The 18,336-nt window shown below is 52.5% G+C and carries 20 protein-coding genes; 15 read left to right on the top strand and 5 right to left on the bottom strand.

The genetic code is table 11. The features are described from left to right. Positions 1 to 3 precede the first annotated feature (3 nt). Together ACFOMG_RS12300 and fliK are read right to left on the bottom strand one after the other, a co-directional pair. The gene (locus ACFOMG_RS12300; protein ID WP_376866982.1) at positions 4 to 282 is read right to left on the bottom strand and encodes an EscU/YscU/HrcU family type III secretion system export apparatus switch protein; all 279 of its coding nucleotides are present in this window, start codon (positions 280 to 282) and stop codon (positions 4 to 6) included. A 9-nt stretch (positions 283 to 291) separates the two neighbouring features. Further along, entirely contained in the window at positions 292 to 2,112 is a 1,821-nt protein-coding gene (fliK, locus tag ACFOMG_RS12295; protein ID WP_376866981.1) for a flagellar hook-length control protein FliK, read from the bottom strand. Positions 2,113 to 2,261: 149 nt separating this feature from the next. Between fliK and ccmA the strand changes: the two genes are divergently transcribed. From ccmA to ACFOMG_RS12240, 11 genes are all read left to right on the top strand, one after another. After that, on the top strand, positions 2,262 to 2,921 hold the full coding sequence (gene ccmA / locus ACFOMG_RS12290) for a cytochrome c biogenesis heme-transporting ATPase CcmA (protein ID WP_376866980.1): 660 nt from the start codon (positions 2,262 to 2,264) through the stop codon (positions 2,919 to 2,921). Further along, positions 2,918 to 3,586, top strand: coding sequence for a heme exporter protein CcmB (gene ccmB / locus ACFOMG_RS12285; protein WP_376866978.1), 669 nt, complete (start codon positions 2,918 to 2,920; stop codon positions 3,584 to 3,586). The genes ccmA and ccmB overlap by 4 nt, the downstream gene beginning before the upstream one ends. Before the next feature lie 8 nt (positions 3,587 to 3,594). Continuing rightward, the gene (locus ACFOMG_RS12280; protein ID WP_376866977.1) at positions 3,595 to 4,341 is read left to right on the top strand and encodes a heme ABC transporter permease; all 747 of its coding nucleotides are present in this window, start codon (positions 3,595 to 3,597) and stop codon (positions 4,339 to 4,341) included. Beyond that, positions 4,341 to 4,553, top strand: a complete 213-nt coding sequence (gene ccmD / locus ACFOMG_RS12275; protein ID WP_376866975.1) for a heme exporter protein CcmD — start codon at positions 4,341 to 4,343, stop codon at positions 4,551 to 4,553. The genes ACFOMG_RS12280 and ccmD overlap by 1 nt, the downstream gene beginning before the upstream one ends. After that, a complete protein-coding gene (gene ccmE, locus ACFOMG_RS12270; RefSeq protein ID WP_376866973.1) occupies positions 4,537 to 4,998 on the top strand; it encodes a cytochrome c maturation protein CcmE in 462 nt (153 codons plus the stop codon). The genes ccmD and ccmE overlap by 17 nt, the downstream gene beginning before the upstream one ends. A 6-nt stretch (positions 4,999 to 5,004) precedes the next feature. Then, positions 5,005 to 7,008 (top strand): heme lyase CcmF/NrfE family subunit, encoded by a 2,004-nt coding sequence (locus tag ACFOMG_RS12265; protein ID WP_376866971.1) that lies wholly within the window; start codon positions 5,005 to 5,007, stop codon positions 7,006 to 7,008. Continuing rightward, positions 7,005 to 7,526, top strand: a complete 522-nt coding sequence (locus ACFOMG_RS12260; RefSeq protein ID WP_376866970.1) for a DsbE family thiol:disulfide interchange protein — start codon at positions 7,005 to 7,007, stop codon at positions 7,524 to 7,526. The genes ACFOMG_RS12265 and ACFOMG_RS12260 overlap by 4 nt, the downstream gene beginning before the upstream one ends. A 2-nt stretch (positions 7,527 to 7,528) precedes the next feature. After that, positions 7,529 to 8,020, top strand: coding sequence for a cytochrome c-type biogenesis protein (locus ACFOMG_RS12255; protein WP_376866969.1), 492 nt, complete (start codon positions 7,529 to 7,531; stop codon positions 8,018 to 8,020). After that, entirely contained in the window at positions 8,017 to 9,234 is a 1,218-nt protein-coding gene (gene ccmI / locus ACFOMG_RS12250) for a c-type cytochrome biogenesis protein CcmI (RefSeq protein ID WP_376866968.1), read from the top strand. The genes ACFOMG_RS12255 and ccmI overlap by 4 nt, the downstream gene beginning before the upstream one ends. A 112-nt stretch (positions 9,235 to 9,346) precedes the next feature. Further along, positions 9,347 to 10,525, top strand: coding sequence for a cation:proton antiporter (locus ACFOMG_RS12245; protein ID WP_376866967.1), 1,179 nt, complete (start codon positions 9,347 to 9,349; stop codon positions 10,523 to 10,525). Positions 10,526 to 10,682: 157 nt separating this feature from the next. Continuing rightward, the gene (locus ACFOMG_RS12240; protein WP_376866966.1) at positions 10,683 to 11,276 is read left to right on the top strand and encodes an acyl-CoA thioesterase; all 594 of its coding nucleotides are present in this window, start codon (positions 10,683 to 10,685) and stop codon (positions 11,274 to 11,276) included. 40 nt (positions 11,277 to 11,316) lie between these two features. Here the strand turns inward: ACFOMG_RS12240 and ACFOMG_RS12235 are convergent, their stop codons facing one another. Next, positions 11,317 to 12,243: a DMT family transporter gene (locus tag ACFOMG_RS12235; protein ID WP_376866965.1), complete on the bottom strand. Its 927-nt coding sequence runs from the start codon at positions 12,241 to 12,243 to the stop codon at positions 11,317 to 11,319. 283 nt (positions 12,244 to 12,526) lie between these two features. On the opposite strand from ACFOMG_RS12235, the gene ACFOMG_RS12230 reads away from it, so the two are divergent. After that, positions 12,527 to 12,919: a DUF2750 domain-containing protein gene (locus tag ACFOMG_RS12230; RefSeq protein ID WP_376866964.1), complete on the top strand. Its 393-nt coding sequence runs from the start codon at positions 12,527 to 12,529 to the stop codon at positions 12,917 to 12,919. Positions 12,920 to 13,014: 95 nt separating this feature from the next. Further along, positions 13,015 to 14,475, top strand: a complete 1,461-nt coding sequence (locus ACFOMG_RS12225; RefSeq protein WP_376866963.1) for an aminotransferase-like domain-containing protein — start codon at positions 13,015 to 13,017, stop codon at positions 14,473 to 14,475. A 58-nt stretch (positions 14,476 to 14,533) separates the two neighbouring features. Here the strand turns inward: ACFOMG_RS12225 and dapD are convergent, their stop codons facing one another. Together dapD and ACFOMG_RS12215 are read right to left on the bottom strand one after the other, a co-directional pair. Continuing rightward, complete coding sequence (gene dapD, locus ACFOMG_RS12220; protein ID WP_376866962.1) at positions 14,534 to 15,562, bottom strand: 2,3,4,5-tetrahydropyridine-2,6-dicarboxylate N-succinyltransferase; 1,029 nt, start codon at positions 15,560 to 15,562, stop codon at positions 14,534 to 14,536. Between the two features lie 48 nt (positions 15,563 to 15,610). Next, complete coding sequence (locus tag ACFOMG_RS12215) at positions 15,611 to 15,955, bottom strand: ArsC family reductase (RefSeq protein ID WP_376866961.1); 345 nt, start codon at positions 15,953 to 15,955, stop codon at positions 15,611 to 15,613. Between the two features lie 393 nt (positions 15,956 to 16,348). Between ACFOMG_RS12215 and ACFOMG_RS12210 the strand changes: the two genes are divergently transcribed. Together ACFOMG_RS12210 and ACFOMG_RS12205 are read left to right on the top strand one after the other, a co-directional pair. Next, positions 16,349 to 16,840, top strand: coding sequence for a hypothetical protein (locus tag ACFOMG_RS12210; protein WP_376866960.1), 492 nt, complete (start codon positions 16,349 to 16,351; stop codon positions 16,838 to 16,840). Between the two features lie 33 nt (positions 16,841 to 16,873). After that, a complete protein-coding gene (locus tag ACFOMG_RS12205) occupies positions 16,874 to 18,055 on the top strand; it encodes a hypothetical protein (protein ID WP_376866958.1) in 1,182 nt (393 codons plus the stop codon). The last annotated feature ends 281 nt before the right edge of the window (positions 18,056 to 18,336 follow it).

Raw genomic sequence — 18,336 nt, 5'->3', positions numbered from 1 at the left:
TCGTTATTGCGGCGTTTTTCCTTCCAGGCGGTATACAAACGCCAGAATTTCGGCGATCACCTGATACAGGTTCTCCGGAATTTCATCGCCCAGCTCAAGCTGGCTGAGCCAGCGCAGCAGGGTGGCGTTCTCATAAACCGGCACCTCGTGTTGCAGTGCCAGCTGAATAATGGCCTGCGCCAGCTCATCTTCACCTTTGGCGCTCACTCTGGGCGCCGATAAACCATCGTAACTCAGCGCGATGGCCTGGCTGGCTTCAAATAATGACTCAGGTAACGACATTGCTGCTCCTCAGGTGTGGCAATCGACCAGACCGGTATGGATCTGGTTGTGCTGGGTTTCCGGCAGCCGGCCGTAACGTGCTGCCAGGCTGTCGACTTCCACCCCCATCTGACTCAGGCGGCTGTGTAATGGTTGCAGCGCGCTGTTCAGGCTGGCCAGGGTCGTCCGGGTTTCCGACCAGAAAGTAGCTGATAGCTGCGGCAGTCGCATGTCGACAGCGACATCCAGCGGGCCGAGCCGGGGTAAATCAAAATGCAGGTGTAAGCGCCACTGTGTGACTTTTTTAGTGTCACGCTGAGGATGTTCATCGTCTTGTTGCTGGCGCTGCAGGTGCAGCCGTACTTCCTGCAATACACCGTCGTGGCGCACCAGCAGAGGCAGGTTGATCTGCCATTGCTGTTCCGGTTGTTGCAGCCGCTGGATTTGTTCAACTTCGATTTGCGCCAGCGCCGTCTGCAGCAGCCGCACCCCGTTTGGCAGGCCCGCCGGGTCAGAGGAGCTGACCGGCGACGTGCCTGTGGACGAGGTGCCTGTCTGGGAAGACGCTTTGACCTGGGTCTGGTTCAGTTGCGCCAGCCACAGCTGCAGGCTGCGGCTTAATACGGCTTTGTGATCGTGTTGCAGCAGCCCGCTCAGCAATGTGTTCGCGGCTGATGAGGGCAAACGGGTGAGTGCCGCCTGTTCTGTGTCTGCCGGGCTTTCAGCCGGATCAGAGCTGGCCTGTTTCAGGCTTTGCTCCAGCCGTTGCCGGGTGGCCAGCAGGAGTGCGCTGATCCCCTGAGTGGCCGGTTTGGCTGCCGCCGTTTGCGGGGGCTGCAGCGTGGTTGCTGAGTCTTTGGCGGGGATTGGAGCTTGCCATAAACGATTAAGCAGGGATTGTGCTTGTGCCGGCTGGCTGTTGTTGTCGTTGTTGTTGGCCAGCTGCAGCAGGCCGCTGACCAGTTTGTTTTCGAAGGTCAGGCCACTGTTATTGATTTGGGCGCGTGCGCCGCCAGGGGTATCCGGCTGTGGCGGATTGTGTAACAGCTGTTGTAACGGTTGCCGGACTTTATCGGGCAGTTCGCTGGCCAGCAGTTGCTGCAGCAGCGGTAATAACCGTGGCTGGGCGCTTGTATCCGGGCTGCTGCCGTAGCTGGTACTGATCGCGGTGACATTGGTCGTATTAGCGTTGGTCGTATTAGCGTTGGTCGTATTAGCGTTGCTCGTATTGGCGTTAATGTGCTGCCTGGCCGGCGCCTGATACAGCGCTGTGGCGTTGGCCGCGGCTTTGCCGGGGCGTTGCTGCAGCAATGGTAGTTTTTGCGCCAGCCAGCGGTTTATCTGTGTCTGTGTCGGCTGGTCTGTGGCCGTTTGATGCCCTGCTGGAGGGCCGTCGGTCGTTTGCCGGGTGGTGTGGTGCAGCAATCTGGCGATACGTTGCAGCAGCACGGCGGTATCGTCGCCAGCGGTGTTGCTGTGGCTGGTGCTGGTTGTCTGGCTGTTGATTACCGCTTTGTCTGACGGTGGTGGAATGATCTCCAGTACCCGGACAGCACTGACCTGTTCACCACTTGTGCGGTTGTTGTTGATGTCGATGGCCAGTTTTAAACGGCTTTCAGGTGGAAGTGGATACTCACTTTCCAATGTCAGCCGGCGGCCGTTCAGCTCAACGGTCAGCTGATAGTGCGTCCCTTTGCTGTGATCGCCGGAGCGACTTGTCGTCTGGCTGGTGATCACCCGGGCGCTGACCTCTTCTGTGCGCGACGGAGCCTGCACCCGCTCACTGGCACTGCTGCTCAGGCGTGCTGCTTTCAGGGTATTGGCGGTGATCAGGGGCAGGCTTTCAGACATAAATTTGATATCGGCCAAGGTTTACTCATCTTTACCCATGTTAGTTTGTGCCGCTCCGTCCTAACAGAGGGAATTTGTATATAATGCGGCGGTTTTGTGCGACTCCCGGTGCGGAGTGGCGGATTTTTTCAGCAGTAATAGGGGTCATTATGACCGCCGCAACCGGCAGCCATACGATAGATTTACAGGCCCGTCAGCTCTGTTGTGAGCGCGACGACCGGGTGCTGTTCGATAACCTCGGGTTGCAGCTTAAAAACGGTGAATTGCTGCAGCTGGCAGGGCCGAACGGCGCCGGAAAAACCACCCTGTTACGACTGCTGGCAGGCCTTAATCGTGATTACCAGGGCGAGCTGTTATGGCAGGGCCGGGCATTAACCGCGGTCTACAGCGAGTACGCCGCTCAGCGCCTGTATATGGGCCATCTGGCAGCGCTTAAAAAAACCCTTACCCCGATCGAAAATCTGCGTTGGTTAACGGCCGCCTGGGCCGTCGGCGAAGATGACCTGTGGCGGGCACTGGATGAAGTGCAGCTTTACGGTTACGAAGAAACGCCGTGTATGCAGCTGTCGGCAGGTCAGCAGCGCCGGGTAGGGCTGGCGCGTCTGGCGCTGGCTGAGCGTGGTGTTGGGCCGTGTCCGCTGTGGATCCTTGATGAACCCTTTACCGCTCTTGATAAAGCCGGTGTAGCCTGGCTGGAAGGCCGTTTACAGCAACACGTTGAAAGCCAGGGAGCGGTGGTGATCACGTCTCACCACGCACTGGAAAATATTGCTTCGTTGCGGCGTCTGGAGTTGGGGGCGCTGATATGAGCCTGGTACTGGCAACGGTTAAACGCGACTTCCTGCTGGCTGCGCGTAATCCGGGAGAGTGGCTGAATCCGCTGATGTTTTTTCTGATGGTGGCGGCGCTGTTTCCGCTGGCGGTCGACCCGGATCCGAAATTTCTCGGCAAAATTGCTGGCGGTGTTATCTGGGTGGCAGCTTTGCTGGCCACGCTGTTATCACTGGACGCGTTGTTTAAAGCCGATGTCGAAGATGGCTCGCTGGAGCAATGGCTGGCATCCGGTGAATCGTTATATGTGATGGCGCTGGGAAAAGCGCTGGTGCACTGGTGTATCAGCGGCTTGCCGCTGACGTTGATGGCACCGGTACTGGGACTGATGCTGAATTTGCCCGCTGATGCGTATGCTGCACTGCTGGCCAGTCTGCTGATTGGCACTCCGGTACTGAGCCTGTTAGGAGCAGTGGGGGCAGCGTTAACGGCCGGCGTTCGCAGTGGTGGTTTGCTGTTAAGCCTGCTGATTTTACCTCTGTATATCCCGATACTGATTTTTGCCGCCAGTGCGGTGTATCACGCCAGTATTGGTATGGCCTATAACGGCCAGTTAGGATTTCTCGGTGCTTTGCTGGCACTGGCGATGTGTTTAACTCCGTTTGCTGTGGCAGCAGCGCTGAAACTTAATTTATCGCGGTAATTTACATTATGTGGCAATGGCTGGTTCGCTTATATCATCGCTTGGGATCGCCTAAGTGGTTTTATGAAATTACAGAAAAGTGGATTCCCTGGCTGGCGCTGGTGTCGCTGGTGGGGGGCGTAGCCGGGCTGATTCTGGGGCTGGCTTATGCACCGGCTGATTACCAGCAGGGCAATAGTTTCCGCATTATTTATATTCATGTGCCGGCGGCGATTCTGGCTCAGAGCGCCTTTATGATGATGGCGGTGGCCGGTGCCGTATTTCTTATCTGGCGGATGAAAATGGCCGCCTGGGTGGCCAAAACCATCGCGCCGATTGGTGCCAGCTTTTGCCTGATTGCGCTGCTGACCGGCGCTATCTGGGGCAAACCGACCTGGGGAACCTGGTGGGTCTGGGATGCACGCTTAACCTCAATGTTGTTACTGCTGTTTTTGTATTTTGGGGTGATGGCATTACATCAGGCGATGGAAACGGAAGACAGCGGCCATAAAGCGTCGGCCATTCTGGCGCTGGTCGGGCTGGTGAATATTCCGATCATTAAATATTCGGTCGACTGGTGGAATACCCTGCATCAGCCGGCAACGCTGAAGCTGACAGAAAAACCCAGCATGGACATCGATATGCTGATCCCGCTGCTGATCATGATTGTCACCACTTATACCTTTTTTGCGTTGTTGGTGATTTTGCGTACCCGTAACGAAATCCTGCTGCACGAACGCAAGCGCAGCTGGGTGAAAAAGATTCTGGAGTCCTGATGCAGTTCGACAGTTTTGCTGAATTTATCGCCATGGGCCGCCACGGCTTTTATGTCTGGCTGGCGTATGGCTTATCGGCCCTGATCATTATGTATAACCTGCTGGCGCCGCTGTTGCGTCGTCGTCAGATAATACGAGAACAAGCACAGCGTTTGCGACGCGAACGTAACCGTAGCAGCCAGGTGGAGAATAACGATGCACCCTCAGCGTAAAAAACGTTTAACCCTGATTCTTTTTATGGTGCTGGGCATCGGCAGTGCTGTCGGACTGCTGATGTATTCCCTCAGTCAGAACATTAACCTGTTTATGACTCCGACCCAGATTGCCGACGGTGAAGCGCAGGTTGGCCGCACAATCCGGGCCGGCGGCCTGGTGGTGGAAGGATCGGTTGAACGACAGCAGGATGGCCTGGGTGTGTTGTTCAAAGTGACTGACGGCAAAGCCGAAGTACCGATTTTCTACGACGGTATTTTGCCGGATCTGTTCCGCGAAGGGCAGGGGATTGTGGCACTGGGCAAACTGAATGCCGAGGGTGTGTTTCAGGCATCAGAAGTGCTGGCGAAACACGATGAAAATTACATGCCTCCGGAAGTCAAAGAGGCGCTGGAACAAGCCCACAACGACGGTGTGCAGGATCTGCAATCGGCGCGGCAATAAGGTGTCATGATGAATAGTTTACAGGCAATTGCGCCGGAATTCGGACAGCTGGCTTTAATTCTCGCTCTGGTACTGGCGGCTTTTCAGAGCGTGGTGCCTCTGGTTGGTGTACAGGCCCGGCGAGAGTGGCTGATGGCTTATGCCCGCCCGTTAGCGACGGGGCAGGCGGTATTTTTATTAGCCAGTTTATTGGCCCTGAGCTACAGCTTTGTGGTGGATGATTTTTCCGTGGCTTATGTGGCGGCCAACAGCAACACCGCACTGCCAACGGCGTATAAAATCAGCGCCGTCTGGGGGGCTCACGAAGGGTCTCTATTATTGTGGGTTGCCATGCTGGGTTGCTGGGGCTTGGCTGTGGCCTGGTTCAGCCAATCGCTGCCACTGGAAATGGTGGCCCGGGTGCTGGCCATTATGGGCATGATTTCTGTCGGTTTTATTTTATTTACCGTGGAAACCTCTAACCCGTTTACCCGTATTCTGCCATCGCCACCGGCGGAAGGCGGCGATCTGAACCCGTTATTGCAGGACTTTGGCCTGATTGTGCACCCACCCACCTTGTACATGGGCTACGTCGGCTTATCCGTGGCCTTTGCTTTTGCCTTGGCGGCATTGATGGGGGGGCGGCTGGATGCGGCCTGGGCACGCTGGTCACGACCATGGACCGTGGCGGCCTGGATTTTTCTGACGCTGGGGATCGCGCTCGGCAGCTGGTGGGCGTATTACGAACTGGGCTGGGGCGGCTGGTGGTTCTGGGACCCGGTTGAAAATGCCTCACTGATGCCCTGGCTGGTGGCAACGGCGTTGCTGCATTCGCTGGCGGTAACGGAAAAACGTGGCTTATTTAAAAGCTGGACGGTACTGCTGGCAATTTTTGCTTTTTCACTGAGTCTGCTGGGAACCTTCCTGGTACGTTCCGGCGTGTTAACGTCGGTACATGCCTTCGCCTCTGATCCGGAGCGTGGTGTGTTTGTACTGGCATTGCTGGGTATCTGTGTCGGTGGCTCACTGCTGTTGTATGCCTTAAAAGCGCCAACTGTAGCGTCGGTTGGCCGTTATGACTGGATCTCGCGCGAAAGCGCATTGCTGGGCAATAACCTGGTGTTACTGGTGGCGGCACTGGCGGTGTTATTGGGCACTTTGTATCCGTTAATTATTGATTTCCTCGGTATGGGTAAAATTTCAGTCGGTGCGGCCTGGTTTAACACCATGTTTGTGCCGCTGGCGGTGTTACTGAGTTTCTTTATTGGCTTAGGGGCGATGTCTCGCTGGAAAAGTGACAGTCCAAAACGCCTCAGCAAAGAACTGATGGCAGCGTTTGTGTTGTCGGTCATTCTGGGGTTTGCCACGCCGATCATTAAAACCAGCGAAATGAACTGGCAGGTGGTGCTGGGCATGACTCTGGGTATCTGGGTGATTGCTGCCAGCACGTGGGATGTGTGGAAGAAGTCCCGTGGCCAGCTGAGTCGTATTCCCAAGCTGGGTATCAGTTACCTGGGCATGATTGTGGCGCACATTGGTGTTGGTATCAGTGTGATTGGTGTCACTATGGTGGCGAATTACAGTGTCGAAAAATCGGTAAAAATGGCGCCGGGCGAAAGTGCGGAGTTTGCCGGATACCGGTTTGAATTTGTTGAAAGTGGTCATATCGAAGGGCCGAATTACAGCTCTGAAGCAACCCGCTTTGAAGTCTACGATGGCGATACCCTGATTAATGTTATGACGCCGGAAAAACGCCGCTATACCGCCCGTGGCACTGTGATGACGGAAGCTGAAATTGACGTCAACCTGTGGCGTGATGTGTATGTTTCCATGGGGGAACCATTAAATGACGGTGCCTGGGGAATGCGGCTGCAGGTCAAACCTTTTATGCGTTGGGTCTGGCTGGGCGCCATCTTTATGTCGCTGGGTGGCCTGATGGCGATGCTGGATAAACGGTACCGCCGTAAACAGGATGTGGCCGTTAAAGCGCAGCTGGTTTCCGGTATAACAGCACAGGAGCAACAGGCATGAACCGGGCATTATTATTTATACCGCTGGGCATTTTTATCGCCATGGGTGTGTTGTTCTGGGTCGGGCTTGGCAAAGAAAATAAAGACGTTTTGCCATCGCCGTTAATTGATCAGCCGTTCCCTGAATTTGCCGCAAAGGCGCTGGAAAGCGGCACCGGAGTATCGGCGAAAAGCCTGTTGGGGCAACCCATGCTGGTGAATATCTGGGCTACCTGGTGTCCGACCTGTAAAGCCGAACATGAGTTTTTAAATACCCTGGCGGCGGACGGCATCCGTATTATTGGTATTAATTACAAAGACGATGATTTTAAAGCCAGGCAATGGCTGACGGCTTATGGTAATCCGTACGAATTTAACGTTTCCGACCCGGATGGCAAGCTGGGGCTGGATCTGGGAGTGTATGGCGCCCCGGAAACCTTCCTGGTCGACAGTCAGGGGATTATTCGTGCCAAACATGTTGGAGATCTGAATCCGCGGGTCTGGAAAAAACTCAAACCCCGGTTTGAGGCGATGCAGTAGGAATGATGATGAAAACCGCTTTCTTTGTATTCAGCTTAGTGTTCAGCAGCCTCAGTCTGGCCGTGGTTGAAGGTCATAAATACCCGTTTGATAATCAGCAGGACACCGAACGGTTTAATCAGCTGGCTGAGGATTTACGTTGCCCTAAGTGTCAGAATCAGAACCTGGCCGATTCTAATGCACCGGTGGCGCGGGATATGCGCGACAAAGTCTACGAACTGATGCAACAAGGAAAAACCGACGATGAAGTGGTGGGTTATATGGTCGACCGTTACGGCGATTTTGTCCGTTACAACCCACCGATGCGGGCAGAAACCTTTTTATTATGGTTTGGTCCGGCGATCTTATTTGTTTTTGGTTTGATTTTACTGATTGGCATCCGGCGCAGTTCAAAAAATACCAGTAATCAGCCATTAACCGCTGAGGAAAAAGCCAAGCTGGAGCAGTTGAAAAATGCTGCGCAAAGGTCATCGGAAAAAGGTCAGAAGTCATGATTTGGGCGTTGTTGTTATTACTGGTTCCACTGCTGGGGTTTTTAATTAAGCCGGTGTTTTTCCGTGGCAATGTGCAGGTGATCAGCCAGAGTGAAGAAAATTTGCATCTGTATCAGGAGCGCTGCAGCGAGTTGAAAAACTCCGATCTGGATGAGTCAACCCGCGAGGCACTGCAGCTGGAACTGGATCGGGAATTCCTCGCCAGTGCCGATGAGCAGCAACACTCAGATGTTGATGTTGGCGGGAAAAACCGCTGGTTGCTGGCTCTGTCGCTTTTTGCCGCGACGCTGGCAGCAACGTTTCTGATGTATCAGCACTGGGGAGCGGCTAATGAAATCCGTGCCACCGAATTGCTGCGCAAAAGTTCAGAGGCCCAGCTGAGTGTGCCTGAACGTGAAGAGTTGTTATCACGGCTGGCATTGGCCGCCAGTAAAAATCCCGACGAAATTGAATGGGATTATTTGCGGGCGCGGTTATTAAATGCAGAAGGTGATTTTGCCCAGGCGGCGGCGGTGTTTGCTGATATCCTGGTGGCATTACCGGAAGAAGCGGTAGCCGACCGGGCAACGGCGATGACCATGCTGGCTCAGGCGCAGTTTTTTGCCGCTGATCAGCAAGTCGAAACACAACATTATGAGTTAATTCAGCAGGCGCTGCAGCTGATGCCGGATAATCGTCAGGCGATGGGTCTGGCAGGTATTTTTGCCTTTGAATTACAGCATTACAACGATGCCATTCAGCACTGGAAAAATATCTGGCTTAGCTTGCCGGCTGGCCAGGAAGCGGCGTATCTGGAGCAGGGTATCCGGCGTGCTGCAGAACGTCTGACACAACAAGGCGAAGCGGTTGACCTGAGCTGGTTGCAGCGTCCGGAAATTAAAGTTCTGGTGGATATTTCGGTTGCGGCTAAAGCGGCAGCCCAGGCACAGGATACCGTGTTTGTGCTGGCAAAAGCGGTGTCGGGTCCAGCGATGCCACTGGCGGCACAACGGCTGACGGTAGCCGACTTACCACAAGTGATTACCCTGAGTGACGCTCAGGCGATGATGCCAGGGATGAATCTGTCATCTTATGATCAGGTTACGCTGGTGGCCCGGGTATCTAAATCCGGCCAGCCGGTTGCACAGGCCGGTGACTGGCAGGTGGAAAAAACCCCGGTCAGTAATAAAGAACCGGCGCTGATTAAACTGGTGATCAGTGAGCTGGTTCAGTAAACGCATCCATTAGCCCTCGTAAGAGGGCTTTTTTATAGCTGCGTGAGCCCTCTCATTTATTTTGCTATTTATGTAACAACAACTTTATAAAATCGGTTTAACAACTCAGATCATGGCAACGTCGGCGTTATTTCTTTCTACTTTAGGCGGTTTATTGTTATTAGGGCTGCTGACCACCACTCTGGCCGAACGCACTTTTTTACCCCGGGTGACTCTGCTGCTGATTTTTGGTGCGCTGATCGGCACGGAAGGCTTTGACCTGATTCCGCCAGGCTTCAGCCAGCATTTTAATTTAATTGCCGAAATGACGTTGATCATGGTTGGTTTTCTGATCGGTGGAAAATTAACGCTGGAGCAGCTGCGTCAGTCGGCAACGGAGGTGTTCTGGATTTCTGCGGTGGCAGCGGTTTTTACCACCTTGTTAGTTGCCGGCTGTTTATGGCTGCTTGGTGTTTCGCCGGAACTGGCGTTATTACTGGGTTGTATCGCCTCCGCCACGGCACCGGCAGCGCTGCTGGATGTGGTGGAGGAAATTAATAAAAAACGTGCCACCGAATCGCCGTTCGGACGGTTGTTGTTATCGATCGTTGCCATCGATGACTTCTGGGCCTTGTTATTATTTGCTGTCGGTTTGTCAGCGGTAACAGCATTAAATGGCGGCGGTCTGGATGCCCATTTTTTTATGGAAGCGGCCCGGGAAGTTGTTATTGCGCTGGTGCTGGGAGTGGCAATTGGTTTACCGGCGGCCTATTTAACCGGTCGTGCCTGTCCTGGCCAGCCAATCCTGATTGAAGCGTTGGGCATCGTTTTTTTATGTGGTGGGCTGGCGATCTGGCTGGAAGTTTCTTACCTGATTACGGCTATGACGGTGGGAGCCACGGTTGCGAATCTGGCAAAACATCACGAATATCCGTTTCATGCCATTGAGGATATTGAGGCACCTTTTATGGTGATCTTTTTTATCCTGGCTGGCAGTGCGCTGGAGTTTGAGGCATTACAGGCTCTGGGGCTGATGGGTCTGGTGTACCTTCTGGGTCGCTCTGCGGGTAAATATCTCGGGGCGTTAATCGGAGCGCAACTGGCGGGTTCGCGTCCGGCGGTTAAACACTGGATGGGCCTGGCGCTGCTGCCTCAGGCCGGGGTGCCGATTGGGATGGCACTGGTGGCCGCGGCGGAATTTCCGCAGTATCGTCAGGTGTTGTTATCTGTTGTGGTCAGCTCGACCGTGTTATTTGATATTGTTGGCCCGGTATTGGCTCGGGTGGCTATTCGTCGTGGAGATTCAGCGTAAGTTGTATCGGTCATCTGTGGTCTTATTGTCGGTCATTTCCGGCATAGCTGGCAGGAAAGACCGCAGTTAGTGAGCAGAGGGGTGACAGCCGAGGCTAAATCTGTACACTGCGCGCCAACTGTTTCCCCATTCTCAGCCATCGTGACCTGATATTCCCATGATTACTGAAATTATCCGTTCTGTTTATCTCAATCGTAAAAACAAGCAACGCCGCGATTTTGCGGCGCAAGATTTTTTTGCGCCGACTAAACGTCGTTTTCGTGTTGGTTTACGCGATATCGATTTTAATATGCACATTAACAACGCTCGTTATATGGTGTTTATGGAGCGTGCCCGCTGGGATCATCCGGTGCAAACCGCGACCTGGGATAAGATGCTGGCGAATAAGCTGAACTTTATTGTGGCGGGTATCGAGATGGGTTATATCCGCGAATTGCGGTTATTTGAAACCTTTGAGGTGGAAACCTGTTATCTCGGCTGGGATGAAAAATACATTTATATGGAGCAGCGCTTTATTGCCGATGGCAAAATTCACGCCTATGGCCTGGTAAAAGCCGTTTTCCTGCAACAAGGGAAGCTGGCCTCGCCGGCCGCGGTCGCGGCCTTGCTGAATATTGCCCAGCCTGAGCAGCCACTGCCCGAACATATTGAGCAATGGCAAAAAATGGCGATCGCCAAGCGGGCGTATTCTGACAATGCCAGCTTGTCCGGCGCGAACAAAGACAAGGATGTATTAAAAAACAGTGCCTGATATTAACGGGCTTTATTAATGTGGAAGCCCGTTAAGCGGATTATTTCCGAATCGTCTGACTCAGCCAGACACAGAAAACAATCAGGCAACAAAACAGCAGTTGTAACCAGCCAATGCTTTGCTGTAACAGCAGGCTGATGAACAACAGGGTAAAAAATGGTTGCAACAGCTGCAGCTGGCTGATGCGGCCAACACCGTGAGCAGCCAGTGCCTGATACCAGAATTTAAAGCCCCATAACTGACTGATCAGAATCAGATACAGCAGTGCCATGATTGAGGTGTCGGCGATTGGCCCGGTGCTGGCGGCCTGATCTGCCCAGCTGTTTCCCCACCAGAAAGCCGATACTGGCAGGTACAGCAGCAGCGTCCAGCAGATGGTTTGCCAGCCCGCCGCCGGGCCACTGATCAGCGTTGCTGCTTTGGCTCCGGCACTGTAGCCAATTCCGCCCATCAGCAGGGTTGCCAGTAATAACCCCAGGTGGCCGCTGTCAAAGACTGCTGACCCGCCCGTGTTGAGCAGTACATAGCTGGCCAATAATAAGCCGCCGCTGATGGCGGCTAACCAGAACCCGGGGCCATGGCGTTCGTGCTGGATCCAGGCGCCCATTAATGCGGTGGTTAATGGCAGTCCGGCTAACACCACCCCCATATCGGCTGCGCTCACCTGAGTCAGACTCAGGCTTAATAAATAGGGAAAACCAATCACTACGCCGCTGCCGGCTAATAATAACCAGGGAATTACCCGGGCAGCGGGAATTTTCCAGCCGTGTTTGTAAATAATTATCCAGGCCAGCAGTCCGGCTATTAATGCCCGGCTGCTGGCAATAAAAGCGGCCTGAAAATCGGCCAGTGCCAGTTGCGTGAATGGCACGGTTAATGAAAATAACATGACGGCAAATAACGCCTGCAGCGTTCCGTGGGAACGATCTGAGTGCTGTTGTTTCAGGTTAACTGTATTGCTGATCATCTGGATTACCTCCCGGGTGTAATTGGGCCTCCCGGCCTGACGCTCAATCGCAGTGCTGAGCGGTAATCCAGTGTGAGTTTTTGGCGCAGTAAATGGCAGAGGCAGTGGCTGTCGACAATGGCAGTACAGCAGACGGTTTGTCATCACTGTACTGCTATGGATGACGGCTAACTGTACTGTTGCTTCTGTTTTTGTTTTCCGTGCTGAGGGTGATAGCGTCGTGGTTCTGATCGCGGCTATAATCGGGTTTCTGTTTCCTTTCGTTTTTCCTTCCCGAGTTATTATGAGTTATTCCCTGAGTCAGAAAGATTATCAGGCCAGCCTGAAGTTATCGAACAACAAACGTTATGAACTGTTTCTGAAAAAAGCCGCACAAAGCGGCGAAATCTGGAGTCTGGCCAACGATGAGGGATGGGTGACTATCTCTTCTGAAGAGGGCGAAAACTGTTTGCCGGTCTGGCCACATCCACAATACGCCGAGGCCTGGTGTAACGGTGAGTGGAGCGATTGTCAGCCCAGAGCGGTTGCACTGGATGTCTGGCTGGAGCGCTGGACGCCGGGGCTGGAGCAGGATGAAACACTGTTAGTGGTGTTTCCCAATCTGAAAGAAGAGGCGTTATTAGTCGATCCTTACGAACTGGACGACGGTTTACGCGCAGCGCTGGATGCGTTGTAACTGTACTGGCTGATATGGCATAAACTGTAACGGGTGTCAGTACAGTTATCTGGCTAACATATCGTTTTTGATCCCTCCCGCGACAGGAAGATGCCATGTTACAACGCCAGGCCGAACAACCTTTATATCTGCAGCTTGCTGATCAGCTGGCGGATGATATTCGCGACGGTGTTTACGCCTGCGGGGCAAAAGTGCCGAGTGTCCGTAAACTGGCGCAGCAACACGCGGTCAGCATTTCTACGGTGACTCAGGCGTATGGCTGGCTGGAGGATCAGGGCTGGATTCAGGCCCGGCCACAGTCGGGCTATTACGTTCGTTCGGAGGTTATGCCTGATGCCAGCGAACGGCCACCTTTGTCACTGGGGGATGAGCCGCGCGATGTGACCAACGCTGAGTTTATCAACCAGATGCTGACCCGCATCAATCAGCCCGCTACGGTCAATCTGGGCGCCGCCATTCCCCATATCAGCTGGTTACCACAGCGGGCGTTACAAACTCATATTCAGAAGGTCAGCCGTTTCCAGACCGCTGCGGTGCTGGACTACAGTTTCTCTCCCGGTCTTGAGGAGCTGCGGGCCCAGATCAGTGTACGCATGCGCGATGTGGGTGTTCGTTGTAACAGCGATGATCTGGTGGTGACTCACGGCTGTGCCGAGGCTCTAACGCTGTGTCTGCGGGCGGTGACTGAACCCGGCGATCTGGTGGCAGTGGAATCTCCCTGTTATTACGGTTTCCTGCAAACTGCCAAGTTGCTGGGGCTGAAGGTGATTGAAATCCCCACTGATCCGCAAACCGGTATCAGTGTTGAAGCATTAAAACTGGCGTTACAGCAATGGCCGATCAAGGCCATCGAACTGAGCAGCCGGTACTCCAACCCGACTGGCTGTTCGGTGCCCGCGGCACAACAACAGCAGCTGGTAGCCCTGGCGCGCCAGTATCAGGTACCGATCATCGAAGATGATATTTATGGTGATATCAGTTTCCCCAATCATCGTGGCCCGCAGCAGGCCCCCAATACGGTATTAAAAACCTACGACGATGACGGCTGGGTATTATATTGTTCGTCGTTTTCTAAAACGGTGTCGGCCGGATTACGGGTTGGCTGGTGTATTCCCGGACGCTGGAAAAATGCGGTGATGCAACGTCAGACTTTTACCACATTTTCGGCGGCCAGCTTATCGCAATATGCCATGTTGTCGTATTTGCAAAACAGCCATTATGACCGCCATTTGCGTCAGTTCCGGCTGAAAGCGGCCACTAATATGCAGCGTTTCAGTGAGGCGGTACGCCAGTATTTCCCGCCGGGAACAAAAATCAACGACCCGTCAGGCGGATTTATTTTATGGATTTCTTTACCGCCGGATGTGAACGCTATGGAGCTGCATTACGCCGCGCTGAAGGAGTCTATTGTCGTGGTGCCGGGGGACTTGTTTTCCAATACCGGGCATTTTTCCAACTATATCCGTATCAGTACGGCAGTGCCCTGGAACGATAAACATGAGCAGGCGATTAAAATCCTGGGGCAGCTGGCAGCCGCTCAGTTAACGGGTAAATAATAACGCCCGGCTGTTTTCTGAACAGTCGGGCGTTTTTTATGGCAGCGAATTATATGGCTTAGTTATTGGCGTGTAATTCGTTGTTCAGTTCAATCGCGGTTTTGTTGGTAACACATTGCAGTGCGCCGGTAATAGAATCACGGCGGAACAGCAGGTCGGATTTACCCGCCAGGTCGCGTGCTTTAACGGTTTCAACCACTTGTTTGTTGTCATCCAGAACCTGGATCTTGCTGCCCGCGGTGATGTACAGGCCGGCTTCTACGGTGCAGCGATCGCCCAGTGGAATACCGATACCAGCGTTAGCACCCAGTAAGCACTTCTCGCCGACAGAGATGATGATGTTACCGCCACCGGACAGCGTACCCATGGTGGAACAACCGCCACCCAGGTCAGAACCATCACCAACCACAACACCGGCAGAGATACGCCCTTCAATCATGGAAACACCCATGGTGCCGGCATTAAAGTTGACGAAACCTTCGTGCATGATGGTAGTGCCTTCACCGATGTAAGCGCCTAAACGGACACGAGCGGTGTGAGCGATACGAACGCCGCTTGGTACCACGTAGTCAGTCATACGTGGGAATTTATCGACGCTGTTGACGGATAACAGTTCGCCGTTTAAACGTGCTTGCAGTTGTGCCTCCGGCAGTTCGGCCAGATCGATAGCACCTTTGTTGGTCCATGCCACGTTGGGCAGCAGGCCGAACATGCCAGACAGATCGATGCCGTGTGGCTTAACCAGACGGTGAGATAACAGGTGCAGCTTCAGGTACACTTCCGGCGTACTGGCCGACTGCTGGTCAGCTTCCAGAATAGTAATGACAACCGGCTTCTGGCTTTCGGTACAGGCGCGGGCTAATGCTGCCTGGGCCGCATCTGTCGCTTCGATCGCATCAGCAAAGGCGGTCAGTTCACCACCGTCAGCTTCGATGGCCTGATTGCCACCTTCATAACCCAGTGTATCTTTGGCAGCCGCGACCAGTTCGCTGGCTGGATTTAATAAAGGTTGCTGATAGAAAACTTCTAACCACTCGCCTTTGCTGTTTTTAGTGCCAACGCCGATGGCCAGGGCAAATGTGCTCATTGGGTATCCTCAGAATGTATAAGGTTTTGGGTTAAGCAGGGGCTTTGTTCAGCTGAACAAAGCCTGGTATTCATCGGCTTTAAATCCCAGTACTTTCCGGGAGCCGGTGTCCAGTAACGGACGTTTGATGATGGACGGGTTGTCCAGTATCACAACTTTCGCACTATCGCGATCCATATTGTCTTTTACGTCATCTGGCAGCTTGCGCCAGGTGGTGCCACGTTTGTTGATCAGAGCTTCAAAGCCCAGTTCATCCAGCCAGCTGTCCAGCTGCGCTTCACTCAGGCCGTCTTTTTTGTAGTCATGAAACTGGTATTCAACACCGTTTTCTTCCAGCCACTTTCGGGCTTTTTTAATGGTGTCGCAGTTCTTGATGCCGTACATGGTAATCAAGGCGTATTTCCTCTGATGCAGTGCGGGTTTCTGGATGCAAAACGGTCGCTATGGTAGCAGAAGTGGACTCTGAGGTGATCCCCAAAATAGTGAAATTCATCTAAAGATCTCTCCGTACTTGCCGATAGTGACTTCTATGTCAGCTATCTGCATGGAGCTATGAGTAATGGATTCTATCTCAACAACTAACCTTGCCCCTGTTGTGCCGAAAGAAGCGCCCCAGCCGAGGCAAAATGTGTCTCGATCAGACGGGCCGGAGTTGTCCATTGCAAAGCCAAGCTATAAGGGTGATATCGTTCGCTCTGCCTTGCCAGAAGATCAGGCATTGGCTCTGACCAGACCACCCAGCGTGCTGATAACGCATGGGGGCATATTGTTGAGACCACATATGATATGCGTAATGTGTATGCCGATGTACAGTCCGATCTTCTTCGATCTAATCCATCATTGCTGGAAAAAGATTGGGACTTTACTGTGGACGCAGACGGCGAGTTATTAATTGTTGAAGGGGATGACCAACTAACAAAGCGTGAGATTGAAACGATCACGGGTGTGCTGGAAGAGTACGGCGTCGATGATTATATGAAAAATCTTGCCGAAAATATTGTAGAACGGGGTGCTGCAAGCCGAGGGCCAGAGATGCGTATGAGTGAACATGGCATCGGTTCTTACGATATCTCCATGGAAAATATGTCTGATGTTCTTCGGAGACGTGAATTGATGAACGATACAAAAATAAGGCAAGTTAACCGAGGCCCTAGCCATATTTGGCAACCGATTGATGCGTATAATCAAGGTAAGCTAAATCCATTGGATGCTGTTTTGAAACAGGTGTCATCCCGGGCTGAAAATATCTATGGATATGATCCTCATGATCATAGATAGATTGTGTACCAAGAAGCGCACAAAGGAGTGATCATGGAAGCGTCCTCACTGGGAAACGATTTTCAGAACTATTTCAACGTTTTTAAACCGCGAGAGTTTAAACCTGATAATCCTGCTGTAACGTCAGAGAAGCGGTCAGCGGAAGAAATCCGCCAGATGGTGGAGAGTTCGAAAGGCATGAATAGTGGCGTTGTTGTTACTATTACTCCTCCTGAGAAATTAGCAGCAGCCGTCGAACCAAAAATCTACAGCGACCTCCAGACCGTTATTCCTGAAGCCGGGAAAATTGTTCGAAAAGACCTTAACTCAAGCGTTCCTGCTGATGATTTTTTGGCTCAGCGCATCACTCTGGCCTCTGTGAAGGGAGGTTCTGAAGTGCTTGGTGATGAGGTAATGAAAAGTTTGCTTGATAAGGCAGCATCTCAAAAGATAGATCTGTCCGGTATTGCTCGCTTAACTGGTGCAGGCAATAACGATTCACTTTCAACAGTATTTGAAAGTCGTGTGGAATTAGGGGAGTTTCATGGTGTTTCCCCCATACTTTCAATGCAGGGAGATGTGGTGGGTTACCTTAACAGAAGAGCTGCGCCAATGAGGGTTGGCTCCGAAACCAATATCTCGTTAGGAATGGCAACCGAAAGTGGAAATAAGCTTTCGATCACTGTGTCTGTATATGATCGTTACAATCAGAATAATTTGGCAGATAAATCGACTCATCATGTTGGGATGGCCAGAGATATTCAGTTTAGTATTACGTCTGACTCTCCTTTATCTGATAAAGAAAAGGAAGTGATGTATAAAGCACTTGAAGCACTCACACCTCTGACAAATGCTTTCCAGGAGAATCTGTCCGTTACCCAAGGCGAACTCTCTGCACTGACAGACATTACTGATAGTTCTGATAGCGGTGTTAAAGCTTTATCTCTGAGGATGTCGACCTATGAGGGCAGGCATCAGATTTCATTGGATAAGGTTTCTGGCGAGCAGGAATCAATTGCTACGAAGGCTTACGCCGATGATTTCTATCGTTTGCAAGCTCAGGGAACGTCATCTGCTCAATACTATTTGAGACAATATGATTCTTTGTATTCAGAAAAACAGTGGGAAAACATGATGTATGCGCCAGCGCCCGAATGGCAAAGAGACATTATCAGTGTTGCCCATCAGGACTTTGGATATGGAGTTCGATCTTGGCTTGCATCGAATTTAGAATGACTAAAAGACGGTTTTAGCTATTGAAGTGGTTATATGGTTTAACTCACAAAAATAGCTCGCAGTTCTTGATGCCGTACATGGTAATCAAGGCGTATTTCCTCTGATGCAGTGCGGGTTTCTGGATGCAAAACGGCCGCTATGGTAGCAGAAGTCGGCAAGGCTGTTTAGAGGCTTAGGCCTGGCTGCGTTCCGGGGCAAAGGCTGCAGAATAAGAAAATTGTCGTATCTGTCAGAACGGAACTGGCAGGCCGTATGAATCCAGCTAGTTTGAATGTATTGAG

This window comes from Bacterioplanoides pacificum, from assembly GCF_042648445.1.
Taxonomy (GTDB): domain Bacteria; phylum Pseudomonadota; class Gammaproteobacteria; order Pseudomonadales; family Oceanobacteraceae; genus Bacterioplanoides; species Bacterioplanoides pacificum.
This window is presented reverse-complemented; position numbering and strand designations above follow the sequence as displayed.